Genomic DNA, 14,474 nt, shown 5'->3' with positions numbered 1-14,474 from the left:
TCCACGGGTGGTCGGGGTGTTGTCCCCGACGCTAGGGAGCGCGCGTTTCGGTGCGGTGCCGTGAGGTGACCGGTGCGCAACCTTGCTCTCACCGGGCCGGGGCCGGCCCGGTGAGGGCGGCGGTCAGCGCCGGCGCGTGCCGCCCGCCGGCGAGGGCTCGGGCGCGGGCCGTTCACGGGTCTTGCGCACGCCGTTCGGCCACAGCCTCGGCCGGCGCTTGGCGGCGACGTCCTCCAGCCAGCCGACCGCCACGATCATGATCCCTATCAGCGGCCAGACCAGGAGGAACATCAGGACGGTGTACACGGCCTCTATCTCCGACCCCAGATGGGCGTCGACGAACGGTATGGCCCAGAGCTCGTCCAGTATCGGTATCGTCGCCATGATCAGCAGGTTGTGCCAGAGGTAGATCGTCACCGCCCGGTTGTTGGCGAGCGTCACCAACGGGTCCCAGGCGGCCAGCCGGCCCGGCAGCTGCTGCCACGACGGCGCGTACTGGAGCAGGATCACGCAGAAGCCGAACGACCAGGTGGCCTGGGCGAGCGGGATGTCGTTGAGGTCCCAGCCGTCCGCCGTGAGATGTCCCGAGGCCCACCACAGGCCGAACGCCATGACGAGCGCCGAGAGCGACACCACCAGATAGCGCGGGACCTTCTCGAACAGCCCGTCGTTGTGGGCGAAGCCGAGGATCCAGCAGGAGCCGAACATCCCGAAGTCGACGAGGGCGTTGCCCGTCTCGCCGGGGATCGTGACCAGGCCCGAACCGATGACGGCGGTGAGCCCGATGGGCGCGAGCATCGTGGCCCACGGCAGCCTGCGGAACGCCTTCAGCAGCAGCGGCGACGCCAGGACGAACCAGAGGTAGGCGCGGATGTACCAGAGCGGACCGGCCGCCTGCACCGCCCAGGTGTCCTCCAGGAGCCCGGCCTTGTCACCGCTGAGCCAGGGGTACGGCGGCGCGCCGACCGGGAAGATGTAGCAGCCCAGCTTCAGGAACCACCAGATCCCCTCCTCCCGCACCGGCTTCCAGGTGAGGAGGAACATCATCGGCAGGACGACGGCCGAGAACGCCCACATGGGGGGCAGCAGCCGACGGATGCGGCCGCGGATGACGCCCCATGCCGGACGGGCCAGCGAGCGGGCCATGAGCGAACCCGCCAGGGCGAACATGACTCCCATGGAGGGGAACAGCACCGTCAGCCAGGCCCAGCCGAAGATGTGGTAGACGACGACCCGGACCAGCGCGATCGAGCGCAGCAGGTCGAGGTAGCGGTCCCGGCCCGGCTTCTTCGCGGCTGCCGGAGCGGGCTCCGCCACCGGCGGGACTGCCTCGGGGGCCGGCTCCCACTGCGTCCGGCCGTACGGCGCCGCCATGTCCTGCTGCACCGGGAACGGCACCGTGTGCGGCTCCCGGGGCGGCTGCTGCGGGTACGCCGAAGGGTGGCTCGGGTGGGTCATGCGACGGGCCTCCGGTCGTTGCTGCGCCCGCGCTGGCCGCCGGGCACGGCACCGGGGGCCTCCACGGCCCCCGTGCGGCGCAGCTTCTGCCAGCGGAGCCGGCCGCCGGTGAGGGCGGTGATCCAGGACTGCAGCAGCACCACGTACATGAGCTGCCGGTAGAGGACCTGCTGGAGGGGCAGCGAGATCAGATGGGTCATGCGCTCCCGGTCGAGCCGGAAGGCGTACGCGGCGCAGACGGCCTGCACCGCGAGGACGCCGAGCCAGGCGACGACCGTCTTCTCCGTGGGGCCGAAGACGAGTCCGTACAGCAGGAAGACGTCGATGAGGGGGGCGAGCAGCGGGGCGACGACCATGAACAGGGCGACGAACGGCAGCCCGACCCGTCCGAAACGGCCGGACGGTCCGCGCTCGATGACCGCGCGGCGGTGCTTCCAGATGGCCTGCATCGTGCCGTACGACCAGCGGTAGCGCTGCGACCAGAGCTGCTGCACGGACTCCGGCGCCTCGGTCCAGGCCCGGGCGTTCTCCGCGTACACGACGCGCCAGCCGTCCCGGTGCAGGGCCATCGTGACGTCGGTGTCCTCGGCGAGGGTGTCCTCGCTCATGCCGCCGATCCGGTTCAGCGCGTCGCGGCGGAACGCCCCGACCGCGCCGGGGATGGTCGGCATGCAGCGCAGCATGTCGTACATCCGGCGGTCGAGGTTGAAGCCCATCACGTACTCGATGTGCTGCCAGGCGCCGATCAGCGAGTCGCGGTTGCCGACCTTGGCGTTGCCCGCGACGGCCCCGACCCGCGGGTCGGCGAAGGGCTGGACCAGCTCGCGGACGGTGGACGGCTCGAAGACCGTGTCGCCGTCCATCATCACGATGATGTCGTGACGGGCATGCGCGATGCCGTTGTTCAGGGCGGCGGGCTTCCCTGCGTTGCGCTGGCGCACCACCCGGACGCCCGGCAGCCGCATCGCGTCGACGAGGTCGGCGGTGCCGTCCGTGGAACCGTCGTCGATGACGATGACCTCCAGCGGATAGTCGCTGGCGACCAGTGAACGCACCGTGTTGGCGATGCACTTGCTCTCGTTGTACGCGGGCACCAGGACGGACACCGGGCGGGTGAGCGGCTCGCCCCAGCTGAAGCCCTTGCGGCGGACCCGGCGGGCGTGCGCGAAGGACAGCAGCAGCATCAGGCCGAAGCGGGCCAGGACCAGCACCCCGATGACGGCGAGGCCCACCACCAGCACATCGGTGATGTGCTCGGAGACGTCGACGGCGGAGACGAACGCCTTGCCCTTCCAGAGCGCGAACCCGGTGACCGGGGTGTGCGCGCTGGGGGCGCCGAGCGCGTCGGTGAGGTTGGCGAACTCGTAGCCCCGCTCCTGCATCTTCGGCAGGAACCTGCCGAGAGCGGTGACGGTCTGGGACCGGTCGCCTCCGGAGTCGTGCATGAGGATGACGGCGCCCTTGCCGTGCTTGGGCGTGGCCCGCTCGATGATCGCCCGGACGCCCGGCCGCTTCCAGTCCTCGCTGTCGGTGTTGTTCACGACGGTGAGGTAGCCGCGGCTGCCGACGTACTGGGTGACCGGCCAGGACTTGTCGTCCATGGCGTCGGCGAACGAGGAGTAGGGCGGCCGGAACAGCGAGGTGCGGATGCCGGCGGCGCCGGCCAGCACCAGCTGGTTCTGGGAGAGCTCCCAGTCGATGCGGCCGGTGGACTGGTAGGAGAGGTCGGGGTGGTTGAAGGTGTGCAGACCGACCTCGTGCCCCTCCCTGACCATGCGCTCCACCAGCTCCGGGTAGCGCGAGGCCATGGTGCCGGTGACGAAGAAGACGCCGTGCGCGTGGTACTTCTTCAGCTCGTCCAGGACCCGCGGGGTCCAGACCGGGTCGGGGCCGTCGTCGAAGGTCAGCACGATCCGGTGATCGGGGATCCGCAGCGTCTTGGCCGGCTCGGTGGTGGAGCGGGCGTCGATGACCGGGCCGCCTTCGAGCACCTGCTCGGGCACCCGGTCGGTGGCCGCCGGTGGCTGGATCCGGTGGTCGGCGAGGATTTCGCTGTGCACGTAGCCGCGCAGCATCAACATGGCGAGCAGGGCAACGAGGAAGAGGAACGGCAGCATGTAGCGCATGGGAAGTCTGCGCCGCCGGGTCTGCTTCTTGCGGTTGTGCCTGACCCGCGGGGCGGGTGTGGTCATCTAGCTGGCGCCTTCTTGCTCTTGCACAGGAGGATCCGGTGTTCCGGCGGGAGTGGTCGCGGGGTCGGAGGGCGTTTCCACCGGGTCCGCCGTCGGCGTCCCGGGGTCGACGGCCGGGGTCGTGGCGGTGGTCTCACCGACCGGCTTGCCGCCGCCCGTGGCCTGGCCGGCGCGGGTGTGCCCCGCGGACGGTACGACGGGTGCCGAGGCCGAGGACCCGGCTCCTGCCCCGGTCGCCGGGGAGCTTCCGTCACCGGTGGCCTCGCCCCCGGTCGCGGCGGCGCTCTCCCCGGTCTGCGGAGCCGACGGCGAGGAACTGGGCAGCGCCCCGGGCGACACCTGGGCCCCCGAGCTCGTCCCCGGGGTGACCGGCGTCTGCACCTCTTCGGCCTTCCGGTGCTCCTCCTGGCCGGAGAGCGGCAGGAAGGGTGCGCTGGAGTTGCCTCCGAGCAGGGCGACGACCAGCGTCACCGCGTAACCGACACAGATCGCGGCCAGGACCCAGCCGAGCCGCCGGAGCGACTTGCTGCGCCGGCCGCTCTCGTCGACGAAGACCGGGCCGTCGGAGCCTTCCGGAGCGCCTGGTTCCGGGAGCAGCTCGGAGAGCTGCCGTCCCAGTCCGTCGAGCTGGATGGTGACTTCGTTGGGCTCGTGGGTGTGTCCCGCACGGGCACCTTCACGCCAAGTTTCCACAGTTGTACGCACTTCCCCCACTCAGGATCGGGTGCGCGCAACTGACCTTCTGTGCGTCGTCGGACCGGGCCCCCACCCCGTCCACGCGCCCCCTACCACAGTGCACCCGGGCCATGAATGTAGCGCACGCCGGCGACAGTCCGAGCCCACGGACAGGTGTTGTTCATCATGAGAGATACATCTGTTTTCGAACCGTGGTGCGGACGCTGCCCCGGCCGGGTCCGTCCCGGGCGCGCGGCACGGGCATGCACGCCGGGGGCGCACGCCCCCGCACACCGACCGGCTGCCGGCCCGTGCGCGGGGACAAAAAACGAGGACCCCGCTGCCGGTGGCAGCGGGGTCCTCGTTCACATGGGAATTGTGGAGATGGCGGGAATCGAACCCGCGTCCAACGGTGCGGAACCAGGGCTTCTCCGAGTGCAGTTCGCTACGCTTTTCTCGGCCCCGGAGGTCACGCGAACAAGCCTCCGACAGGCCCAGCCACTGTTTGATTTCCTTCCAGGCCCCGTGACCGGGCCTAGAAGTTTAGATCCCTTAGTGATGCCAGGATCCGGGTCGGGATCACCCCCGGGCTGACACTCCGCAGAGTCTTCGCTTAGCTGCTAATTAGGCAGCGAGGGCGAAGGCGGAGGAATCGCGCTTGGAATTGGCGATTATTGTTTGCGACATATGGTTTACGAGATCATTGCCGCTTCCTCGACTCGCTTCCCCTGCTTCGACATCCGCTGTCGAAACCGATCATCCCCATGTTGATTTTTCAAAGGTGGTACACACCCCGTGGGGTGCAGTGCCATCGTACGTGACCAACGCACGACGATGCCAGCGTATTCCTGCCGCACCGGCCGGCAGCCACTGGCGCGGTGCGCTCAGGCGCTCCGCTGACGGCGGCGGGCCGCCGAGATCGCCCGGTTCGTCTCCCTCGTGTCCTGCTTCTCGCGCAGCGTCTGCCGCTTGTCGTACTCCTTCTTGCCCTTCGCCAGCGCGATCTCGACCTTGACCCGGCCGCCCGTGAAGTACAGGGCGAGCGGCACGATCGTGTGGCCGGTCTCCTGGGACTTCGACTCCAGCTTGTCGATCTCGGCCCGGTGCATCAGCAGCTTGCGCTTGCGCTTGGCGGAATGGTTGGTCCAGGTGCCCTGGACGTACTCCGGGACATGGATGTTGTGCAGCCACGCCTCGCCGCCGTCGATCTGCACGAAGCCGTCCACCAGGGAGGCCCGTCCCATACGCAGCGATTTGACCTCGGTGCCCATGAGCACGAGGCCGCACTCGTAGGTGTCGAGGATGGTGTAGTCGTGGCGCGCCTTCTTGTTCTGCGCGACCATCTTGCGCCCGGTGTCTTTTTCCTTAGCCATAGTGCGGCCATTTTCGCACTACGACCCACCCCCGAGGCCACTCAATACCGTCTCGGCCCGCTCCTGGGCCCGCGCGCTCACCGCCAGGTCCGGGGTGATGCCCCGGCCGTCGACGCCGTGGCCCGCCGGCGTGCGGTAGTGGCCCACGGTCAGCTCGGCCACGGAACCGCCCGCGAGCCTGCTGGGCATCTGGACGGAGCCCTTGCCGAAGGTCCGCGAGCCGACCGTGACGGCCCGGCCGCGGTCCTGGAGGGCGCCGGTCAGCAGCTCGGCCGCGCTCATGGTCCCGCCGTCGACGAGGACGACGACGGGGCGCTCGGTGTCGCCGCCCGCCTCCGCGTACAGGGCCCGCTGCTCGCCGTGCACGTCGTACGTGGCGACCAGGCCGCCGTCCAGGAAGGCGGAGGCCGCGGTGACGGCCTCGGTGACCAGCCCGCCGGAGTTGCCGCGCAGGTCCAGCAGCACCCCGGCGCCCGCCGGGGCCTTCCGGACCGCGTCGCGGACCGCGTCGCCCGATCCCTTGGTGAACGAGTCGACCTCGATCAGCACGGCCGCGGCGGCATCGGCCGGGTACGGTCCGAGCCGCCGCACGGAGACCGTCTTGTTGGTGAGCCGGGCCCGCCGCAGCGTCTCGGTCCGGGTGACGGAGCCGCGCTGGACGCCCAGGACGACGGTGGTCCCCGCCGCCGCTCCGGTGCCGTCGCCGCGCAGCATCGCCACGACGTCGGAGACCGGGCGCTTGTCGACCCGGCGGCCGTCGACCGTGCGGAGCAGATCGCCGGCCCGGATGCCGGCCCGGTCGGCGGGGCCGCCCGGCTGGACCCGGGTCACCGCGACCAGCCCGTCGGCGGACCGCCGGGCGGCGAGCCCGACGCCCGTGTACGAGCCGTCGAGGGCCCGCTCGAACTCCTGGTACTCCCGCTCGTCGTAGACGGCGCCCCAGCGGTCCCCGCTGCGGCTGACGGCCTCCTCGGCCGCCTCCGTACCCGACTTGCCGTCGGCCACGGCCTCGGCGGCGGCGTCGGCGACCGCGTCACGGTCGGCGGACGCGGCGACGGACCTGGTCTCTATCTCGGCACCCTGCCCGTCCCCGCGCGGCAGCGAACCGGTGGCGGCGGCGGTGGCCAGCACACTCGCGAAGACCAATGTCAGGGCCGCCCCGCAGCGTAGGCCGCGGGGCCCGAAACGGTTCTCAGGGCCCGGCATGGCGCCGAGTCTAGGACAACGCCCCGCCGGCGCACGGCCCGTTGGCCGCGCGCCGCACGGGGCGCACGTCACACCTTGAGGTACTTGCGGAGCGCGAAGAGAGCGGCAACGGCGGGCATCAGCAGGCCGATCGCCAGGACCAGTGGGAGCTTGGTGAGGACGGCGTCCCAGCCGATGAAGTCGATCAGGTTCAGCTTGTCCTGGAGGGCGAGACCGCCGTCGATCAGGAAGTAGCGCCCGGCCAGCAGCATCACGCAGGCCAGCACACCCCCGATCAGCCCGGCGAACGCGGCCTCCATGATGAACGGCATCTGGATGTAGAAGCCGGAGGCACCGACGAGCCGCATGATGCCCGTCTCCCGCCGTCGGCTGAACGCGGACACCCGCACGGTGTTCACGATCAGCATCAGCGCGATGACGAGCATCAGCGCCATCACGAACAGCGCGGCGACGTTCATGCCGTTCATCAGACCGAAGAGGTTGTCCAGGATGCTTCTCTGGTCCTGGACCGACTGCACCCCGTCACGCCCGGCGAAGGCCGTGGCGACGACCTTGTACTTGGTGGGGTCGTGCAGCTTGACGCGGAACGACTCCGGCATCTGGTCGGGCGTGATGTTGCCCGCCATCGGGGAGTCGCCGAACTCCTCCTGGTAGTGCTTGTAGGCCTCGTCGGACGACTCGTACGTCACCTTCTCGACGACGTCCATCTTGTTGAGATCGCCCTCGATCTCCTTCTTCTGGGGCTCGGTGACCGCACCCTTGGCGCACTGGACCACCGTCTCCGCATCCCCCTTGCCGCAGAGGTAGATGGAGACGTTGACCTTGTCGTACCAGTAGTCCTTCATCGTGCTGACCTGCTCGCGCATGAGCAGCGCGCCGCCGAACAGGGCAAGCGAGAGGGCGACGGAGACGACGACGGCGAAGGTCATCGTGAGGTTGCGACGGAGGCCGACGCCGATCTCCGACAGGACGAACTGGGCGCGCATGGCGTCCTTTCAGTGCTGGGTGCTCAGTGCTGGTAGCCGTAGACGCCGCGCGCCTGGTCGCGTACGAGACGGCCCTGCTCGAGCTCGATGACGCGTTTGCGCATCTGGTCGACGATGTTCTGGTCGTGGGTCGCCATGATCACGGTGGTGCCGGTCCGGTTGATCCGGTCCAGCAGCTTCATGATGCCGACCGAGGTCTGCGGGTCGAGGTTGCCGGTCGGCTCGTCCGCGATCAGCAGCATGGGCCGGTTGACGAAGGCCCGCGCGATCGCCACGCGCTGCTGCTCACCACCGGAGAGCTCACCGGGCATCCGGTCCTCCTTGCCGCCGAGACCGACGAGGTCGAGGACCTGCGGGACCGCCTTGCGGATCTCACCGCGCGGCTTGCCGATCACTTCCTGGGCGAACGCCACGTTCTCCGCGACGGTCTTGTTGGGAAGGAGGCGGAAGTCCTGGAAGACCGTGCCCAGCTGGCGGCGCATGTGCGGCACCTTCCAGTTGGACATGCGCGCGAGGTCCTTGCCGAGGACGTGGACCATGCCCTGGCTGGCGCGCTCCTCGCGGAGGATGAGACGCATGAAGGTGGACTTGCCGGAGCCGGAGGAGCCCACCAGGAAGACGAACTCGCCCTTCTCGATATCGAGAGACACATCCCGTAGAGCGGGACGGCTCTGCTTCGGGTAGGTCTTGGAGACGTTGTCGAATCGGATCACGGATGCACCACGGTCGGCCGGGAGTAGGTGTGCGTGACCATACGCGAACCGGGCTGACGCGTGCAGGCGCGCGTACCGGGATGGGTGTTTTACGGTGAAACGGCACCGCTCCGGGCTGCGCCGTAAGGGGAACGGACCTGGAGGTATCCGGCGGGCCGAGCCGAAACCCGTGCGAGCTGGCACAGTGGTAGGGGGAACGGTTGCGTTTCCGTGAGCGTTGTGCGGAGAGAAAGCTTGTGCGGCTCCGCCGCGCGGGAGGAGGAAAGCGCATGACCTATGACCGACTGGTGTGCGCAAACTGCGCGGCGCCCGTGAACGAGGGGCGCTGCCCCGTATGCCGGGCGAGCCGTGCGCGGCTGGAGCAGCAGGAACAGGAGCAGGGACCGTTCGCGGGGCTCAATCCGGCGATGCTGATCGCGCTCATGGTGGTGCTCCTGGCGGCGCTGGCCCTGCTGGCGCACCAGACCGTCTAGCGCCCGCCTGCCCGCGCACCCGCCCTCGTCAGGGCCGGTGAAACGTTCGTCCTCGTACGCGCTGGTGCATGCACAGGGGCCCGGATGCCGATATCGGCGTCCGGGCCCCTGTGTCTGTCCGTGTGCGTCTGTGTACCGCTGTCGCCGTCAGGCGGCCGTGCGGCCGTTCACCAGGCGCGGCAGGATCCGGAAGCCGATGCCTCCGGCGATCATCGTCGCGGCGCCGACCAGCAGGAACGTGGTCTCGGCCGCACCGGTCTCGGCCAGCTCGTCCTTGCCCTTGCCCTGCTCGGCCGGCTGGTTGCCGACCGAGTCGGTGTCGGTGTTGTCGGCGCACTCGGCGCCGTCGAGGTCGACGGTGCAGGTGCCGGTGTCGCCGGTGCTGCCACCGTTGCTCCCGGAACCGCCACCGGCCGCCGCGCTGCCACCGCCACCAGCGGCAGCGTCACCGCCACCGGCCGCCGCATCGCCACCACCAGCAGCAGCGTCACCGCCACCAGCCGCCGCATCGCCACCACCAGCAGCAGCGTCACCGCCACCAGCCGCCGCATCGCCACCACCAGCAGCAGCGTCACCGCCACCGGCCGCCGCATCGCCACCACCAGCAGCAGCGTCACCGCCACCAGCGGCCGCATCGCCACCACCAGCAGCAGCGTCACCGCCACCAGCGGCCGCATCGCCACCACCAGCAGCAGCATCGCCGCCACCGGCCGCCGCATCGCCACCACCAGCAGCAGCGTCACCGCCACCAGCGGCCGCATCGCCACCACCAGCAGCAGCATCGCCGCCACCGGCGACATCGGCGCCACCGGCAGCGTCGCCGCCACCGGCGACATCGGCGCCACCCGCGGCGTCGCCGCCACCGGCCGCAGCGTCGCCGCCACCGGCCGCAGCGTCGCCGCCGCCGGCCGCGTCGTCCTCGCCGTTGATGCCGATGTTCACGCCGTCGTTGTCGACCGAGGCGTTGACACCGATACCGGCGACATCGACGCCGATCCCGACGGCCTGGGCCGCACCTGCGGCGGTGAGCGAGGCGCCTGCGGCGATCACGGCACCCGCGGCTATCCGCGCGACGCGTACACGCGTCTTCTTCGTCATTCCTGCTACCCCCAGTAGCTGTTCTCGTCATGGAGCAGCCATATGCGGGTCCACGGTCCTGCCGGGGTTGCGCCCGCAGCAGGGCCACGTCGCGCCGTGGTCATCCCGCCCCCGATCACACCTGTCCCAGACATACGCATGCTGCTCCAGCACCCTGTCCAGAGTTAAGGACTACGTCAAGGCCGTTCCGTGCAATGTGACCCGTTTTCAGAGCAGTTGACCCTCATTCAGGGGCACGACTGTGACGCACTCACCACGCCTTCTACGCAACTCGCAACGCCAACTCCCTTTCGCCCCAGGCCCGTTTCGGACGCTTCCCGGCCGCACCGCGGCCATGTCCGGTTCATCCGGAAGGATCATGATGCGGGCATCCGACCGATCCGACTCGCCCCGAACCCCGGTGAACCCATGCAGAAACGAACCGTCGCCCTCTCCCTGACGCTCACGGTCTCCGCGCTCCTGACGGCCGCGATACCCGCGCAGGCCTCCTCCGCGGGTTCCTCCGGCTTCTACGCCACCAAGACCCCGTACGCGCCGCAGCAGAACATGCGGTCGTACCAGCAGGCACCCAAGGGGTTCGTCCCGGTCTTCACCGAGAACGTCTCCCGCCACGGCTCGCGCGCCGCCTCGGACAGCGAGGACGGCGACCTGATCCTGGCCCTGTGGGAGAAGGCGAGGAGCGAGGGGCAGCTCACCCGCACCGGCGAGCGGTTCGGCGGCGAGACGAAGGCGCTGCTCGCCGCCATGGACGGGATCGGTTACGGACAGCTCAGCGGACGGGGCGTGCGCGAGATCCAGGACACCGCCGCCCGGCTGGAGAAGCGGCTGCCCGGACTCTTCCGGCAGATCGTCAGGGACTCCGAGCAGATCAACGTCGTCAGCTCCGGCAAGGACCGCGCGGTCGACAGCGGGAACCTGTTCGCCGAGGCCCTCGCCGAGAACGAACCGGCCCTGGCGCCGCTCATCACCCCGGCCACGACCGATCCCGACCTGCTGTACTTCCACAAGTCGGCCGGCGGCGCGGAGTACCGGGACTACGTCGACAACGACGAGCGGCTCGCCGCCACCCTCGACGGCATCACCGACCAGCCGGCCTCGCACGCCGCCGCCCGCAACGTACTGGGGAAGATCTTCGAGCCTGCCTTCGTCCGGCGGGTCTCGGCGGGCGAGTTCGACTCGATCGGCACCGAGGTGGAGTTCGCGCAGGCGGTCTACGCCCTCTACAGCATCGCCCCGGCCATGGCCGACGAGGGCGACTGGGACATGAAGCGCTACATCGCGCCCCGGGACGCCCGGTGGTTCGCCTACCTCAGCGACGCCGAGGACTTCTACGAGAAGGGGCCGGGCTTCGACGACAGCGACATCACGTACCGGATGGCGAACGTCCTGCTCGACGACTTCTTCACGAAGATCGACGCCAAGCGCGCCGGAACGAGCGACGCGGGCGCCGAGCTGCGCTTCACGCACGCGGAGGAGATCATCCCGCTGGCCGCGCTCATGGGACTGCCCGGCAGCACGGAGGCCGTGTCGCCGCGGAAGCCGTACACGTACGCCGACAACCCGTGGCGCGGCGCATCGGTGGCGTCCATGGCCACGAACATCCAGTGGGACCTGTTCCGGAAGGGGAACAAGTACCTGGTGCGGATGCTCTACAACGAGAAGCAGACCGCCTTCAGGAAGGGCTGCGAGCCGGTGGTGAAGGGCAGCTACTTCTACGACGTCGACGAGCTGAAGCAGTGCCTGGGCCGCGGCGCGTCCTGACCGCTACGGTCACGGATACGGCGACGGGCGTGAGAGCCGCGGCTCTCACGCCCGTCGCCGTACATGCCGTCCCGGCGGGACTACTTCTCGCTCTGCTTGCGCCAGCGGATGCCGGCCTCGATGAAGCCGTCGATCTCGCCGTTGAAGACCGCTTCCGGGTTGCCCATCTCGAACTCCGTCCGCAGGTCCTTGACCATCTGGTACGGGTGCAGGACGTACGAACGCATCTGGTTGCCCCAGGAGTTGCCGCCGTCGCCCTTGAGCGCGTTCATCTTCGCCTGCTCCTCCTGGCGGCGGCGCTCGAGGAGCTTGGCCTGGAGGACGTTCATCGCGGACGCCTTGTTCTGGATCTGCGAGCGCTCGTTCTGGCAGGAGACGACGATGCCGGTGGGCAGGTGGGTCAGGCGCACCGCGGAGTCCGTGGTGTTGACGCCCTGGCCGCCGGGGCCCGAGGAGCGGTACACGTCGACGCGGAGCTCGGACTCGTCGATCTCGACGTGGTCGGTCTGCTCGACCACGGGCAGCACCTCGACGCCCGCGAAGGACGTCTGGCGGCGGCCCTGGTTGTCGAAGGGGGAGATCCGGACGAGCCGGTGGGTGCCCTGCTCGACGGAGAGCGTGCCGTAGGCGTACGGCACCTCGACGGCGAAGGTGGTCGACTTGATGCCGGCCTCTTCGGCGTACGCCGTCTCGTAGACCTCGGTCTTGTAGTTGTGCCGCTCGGCCCAGCGGAGGTACATGCGCTGGAGCTTCTCGGCGAAGTCGGCCGCGTCCACGCCACCGGCCTCGGCGCGGATGGTGACGAGCGCCTCGCGGGCGTCGTACTCGCCGGACAGGAGGGTACGGACCTCCATCTCGTCCAGCGCCTTGCGGACGGACTCCAGCTCGGTCTCGGCCTCCGCGAGGGCGTCCGCGTCGCCCTCGTCCTCGGCGAGCTCGAAGAGCACTTCGAGATCGTCGATCCGGCCGCGCAGGGTCTCGGTCTTGCGGACCTCGGCCTGGAGGTGCGAAAGCTTGCTGGTGATCTTCTGCGCCGCCTCCGGGTCGTCCCACAGGGACGGAGCGGCAGCCTGCTCCTCGAGCACGGCGATGTCACCCCTCAGCGCATCCAGGTCCAGGACGGCCTCGATCGACCCCATGGTCGAGGAGAGGGACTTCAGCTCTTCGGAAATATCGACGACTGCCACGGGTCCAGCCTAACGGCTGTCGGCGCGGACGTTCCTCGGGCCGCGTGATCGCCGTCCTCGCCGCCCGCACCGGCGGTCCGGGTCAGGGGACGGCGGGGGCCGAATTCTTGGTGTCCCGGGTGTCCTGGGGCGTCGCTCCCGCGTCGTCCCCGCCCAGGGCCAGCCAGCCGCCCACCCCGGCCGCCGCGACCAGGACGAGCGCGGCCGCGCCCAGGGTGAGGCGGCGCTTGCGGATGGCCGCCGACTTGTTGCGGGCCGAGCCGGGGCGGGGCCGGCCGGGCGCGCGCGGGGCGCGGGCGGTGCCGCGGGGGCCGCCGGAGAGCTCGTCGGGGGCCGGGACGCGCATGCTCGTGTGGGTGTCCCGGTTGGAGTCGGGCGACGAGCCGGGGACCAGCGGGACCGCGCCGCGGCGGCGGGGCTCCTCGGCGGCCGGGGTGTACTGCTGCTCGTCGTAGGCCTGGCCGTGCGGATCGGCCTCGGGCTCGTCGTCCGGTTCGTCGACGTCCAGGGGCGGGATGCCCGCCAGGTGCGGGAGCTGCTCGCGCAGCCGGGCCGCCAGCTCGGAGGCGCGCAGCCGGGAGGCCGGGGCCTTGGCCAGGCACTGGACGAGCAGCTGCCAGAGCTCGTCGGGGATGCCGGGGAGCGGGACGACGGTCTCGGTGACATGGCGGCGCAGGACGGCGCCGGGGTGGCCGCCGCCGAAGGGCGTGAAGCCCGCGAGGAGCTCGTACAGCACCGTCGCGAGGGCGTAGATGTCGACGGCGGCGCGCGGCGGGAGGCCCTCCACGATCTCGGGGGCCAGATAGTCCGGCGTCCCGATGATCTTGGTGGCCTTGGTGCGGCGCGGGGTGTCGATCAGCTTGGCCACACCGAAGTCGGTGAGCAGCGCGGGGTGGGAGTTGCCGGGGCCGAGCGGGCCCTCCATGTCGAGCAGGATGTTCTCCGGCTTGACGTCGCGGTGGACCACCCCGGCGGCGTGCGCGGCGGCGAGGGCGTCGGCGACGTCCGCGACGATCGCGACGGCGGCCTCGGGGGCCAGCCGGCGCTCGCGGTCGAGCCGGGTGCGCAGGTCCGTACCGCGGACCAGGTTCATCACCAGTGCCAGGTCGTTGCCGTCGACCACGAGGTCGCGGACGGCGACGACGTGGGGATGGTCGAGCCCGAGCAGGGCGGTGCGCTCCTGGACGAAGCGGCCGACGAGCTCCTGGTCGGACGCGAGGTCCTCGCGGAGCAGCTTGATGGCGACGGGCCCCTCGGGGCCGTCACCGAGCCACACCGTGCCGGCGCTGCCGCGCCCCAGAATCTGGTGGGCGGTGTACCGGCTGCCGATATTCCGTGCCAAGACTGCTCCC

At 70.3% G+C, this 14,474-nt stretch carries 12 protein-coding genes and 1 other RNA gene; 2 read left to right on the top strand and 11 right to left on the bottom strand.

The genetic code is table 11. The annotated features are described in order from the left end of the window. Nucleotides 1–123 precede the first annotated feature (123 nt). From OG521_24665 to ftsE, 8 genes are all read right to left on the bottom strand, one after another. On the bottom strand, nt 124–1,458 hold the full coding sequence (locus OG521_24665; GenBank protein ID WUW23788.1) for an acyltransferase: 1,335 nt from the start codon (nt 1,456–1,458) through the stop codon (nt 124–126). Then, entirely contained in the window at nt 1,455–3,650 is a 2,196-nt protein-coding gene (locus tag OG521_24660) for a glycosyltransferase (GenBank protein ID WUW23787.1), read from the bottom strand. The genes OG521_24665 and OG521_24660 overlap by 4 nt, the downstream gene beginning before the upstream one ends. After that, nucleotides 3,651–4,343 (bottom strand): hypothetical protein, encoded by a 693-nt coding sequence (locus tag OG521_24655; GenBank protein ID WUW23786.1) that lies wholly within the window; start codon nt 4,341–4,343, stop codon nt 3,651–3,653. A 358-nt stretch (nt 4,344–4,701) separates the two neighbouring features. Beyond that, nucleotides 4,702–5,089, bottom strand: a transfer-messenger RNA (tmRNA) gene (gene ssrA / locus OG521_24650). A 120-nt stretch (nt 5,090–5,209) separates the two neighbouring features. Beyond that, entirely contained in the window at nt 5,210–5,698 is a 489-nt protein-coding gene (gene smpB, locus OG521_24645) for an SsrA-binding protein SmpB (protein WUW23785.1), read from the bottom strand. A gap of 18 nt (nt 5,699–5,716) precedes the next feature. Continuing rightward, nucleotides 5,717–6,904 carry a S41 family peptidase gene (locus OG521_24640; GenBank protein ID WUW23784.1) on the bottom strand — a complete coding sequence of 396 codons (1,188 nt, stop codon included), beginning with the start codon at nt 6,902–6,904 and terminating at the stop codon, nt 5,717–5,719. 68 nt (nt 6,905–6,972) lie between these two features. Beyond that, nucleotides 6,973–7,890, bottom strand: coding sequence for a permease-like cell division protein FtsX (gene ftsX, locus OG521_24635; GenBank protein WUW23783.1), 918 nt, complete (start codon nt 7,888–7,890; stop codon nt 6,973–6,975). Nucleotides 7,891–7,913: 23 nt separating this feature from the next. Further along, complete coding sequence (gene ftsE, locus OG521_24630; GenBank protein WUW23782.1) at nt 7,914–8,603, bottom strand: cell division ATP-binding protein FtsE; 690 nt, start codon at nt 8,601–8,603, stop codon at nt 7,914–7,916. 269 nt (nt 8,604–8,872) lie between these two features. Between ftsE and OG521_24625 the strand changes: the two genes are divergently transcribed. After that, nucleotides 8,873–9,076: a hypothetical protein gene (locus OG521_24625; GenBank protein ID WUW23781.1), complete on the top strand. Its 204-nt coding sequence runs from the start codon at nt 8,873–8,875 to the stop codon at nt 9,074–9,076. A 147-nt stretch (nt 9,077–9,223) separates the two neighbouring features. On the opposite strand, the gene OG521_24620 is transcribed toward OG521_24625, so the two are convergent. Further along, on the bottom strand, nt 9,224–10,174 hold the full coding sequence (locus tag OG521_24620; protein WUW23780.1) for a hypothetical protein: 951 nt from the start codon (nt 10,172–10,174) through the stop codon (nt 9,224–9,226). 408 nt (nt 10,175–10,582) lie between these two features. On the opposite strand from OG521_24620, the gene OG521_24615 reads away from it, so the two are divergent. Continuing rightward, nucleotides 10,583–11,935: a histidine phosphatase family protein gene (locus tag OG521_24615; GenBank protein WUW23779.1), complete on the top strand. Its 1,353-nt coding sequence runs from the start codon at nt 10,583–10,585 to the stop codon at nt 11,933–11,935. Between the two features lie 80 nt (nt 11,936–12,015). Here OG521_24615 and prfB read toward each other — a convergent pair whose 3' ends face one another. Further along, nucleotides 12,016–13,122, bottom strand: coding sequence for a peptide chain release factor 2 (gene prfB / locus OG521_24610; GenBank protein WUW23778.1), 1,107 nt, complete (start codon nt 13,120–13,122; stop codon nt 12,016–12,018). A gap of 82 nt (nt 13,123–13,204) precedes the next feature. Next, the gene (locus tag OG521_24605) at nt 13,205–14,464 is read right to left on the bottom strand and encodes a serine/threonine protein kinase (protein ID WUW23777.1); all 1,260 of its coding nucleotides are present in this window, start codon (nt 14,462–14,464) and stop codon (nt 13,205–13,207) included. Nucleotides 14,465–14,474: the final 10 nt, after the last annotated feature.

The sequence above is a fragment of the Streptomyces sp. NBC_01463 genome (genome assembly GCA_036227345.1).
Lineage (GTDB): Bacteria > Actinomycetota > Actinomycetes > Streptomycetales > Streptomycetaceae > Streptomyces.
The sequence above is the reverse complement of the archived record's forward strand: the minus strand, read 5'-3'. Positions and strand labels throughout refer to the sequence as shown.

What these genes read in the sequence shown, in the direction of transcription:
- OG521_24665 (WUW23788.1), bottom strand. Translation starts at nt 1,458, where the DNA reads ATGACCCACCCGAGCCACCCTTCGGCGTACCCGCAGCAGCCGCCCCGG.
- OG521_24660 (WUW23787.1), bottom strand. Translation starts at nt 3,650, where the DNA reads ATGACCACACCCGCCCCGCGGGTCAGGCACAACCGCAAGAAGCAGACC.
- smpB (WUW23785.1), bottom strand. Translation starts at nt 5,698, where the DNA reads ATGGCTAAGGAAAAAGACACCGGGCGCAAGATGGTCGCGCAGAACAAG.
- OG521_24640 (WUW23784.1), bottom strand. Translation starts at nt 6,904, where the DNA reads ATGCCGGGCCCTGAGAACCGTTTCGGGCCCCGCGGCCTACGCTGCGGG.
- ftsX (WUW23783.1), bottom strand. Translation starts at nt 7,890, where the DNA reads ATGCGCGCCCAGTTCGTCCTGTCGGAGATCGGCGTCGGCCTCCGTCGC.
- OG521_24625 (WUW23781.1), top strand. Translation starts at nt 8,873, where the DNA reads ATGACCTATGACCGACTGGTGTGCGCAAACTGCGCGGCGCCCGTGAAC.
- OG521_24620 (WUW23780.1), bottom strand. Translation starts at nt 10,174, where the DNA reads ATGACGAAGAAGACGCGTGTACGCGTCGCGCGGATAGCCGCGGGTGCC.
- OG521_24615 (WUW23779.1), top strand. Translation starts at nt 10,583, where the DNA reads ATGCAGAAACGAACCGTCGCCCTCTCCCTGACGCTCACGGTCTCCGCG.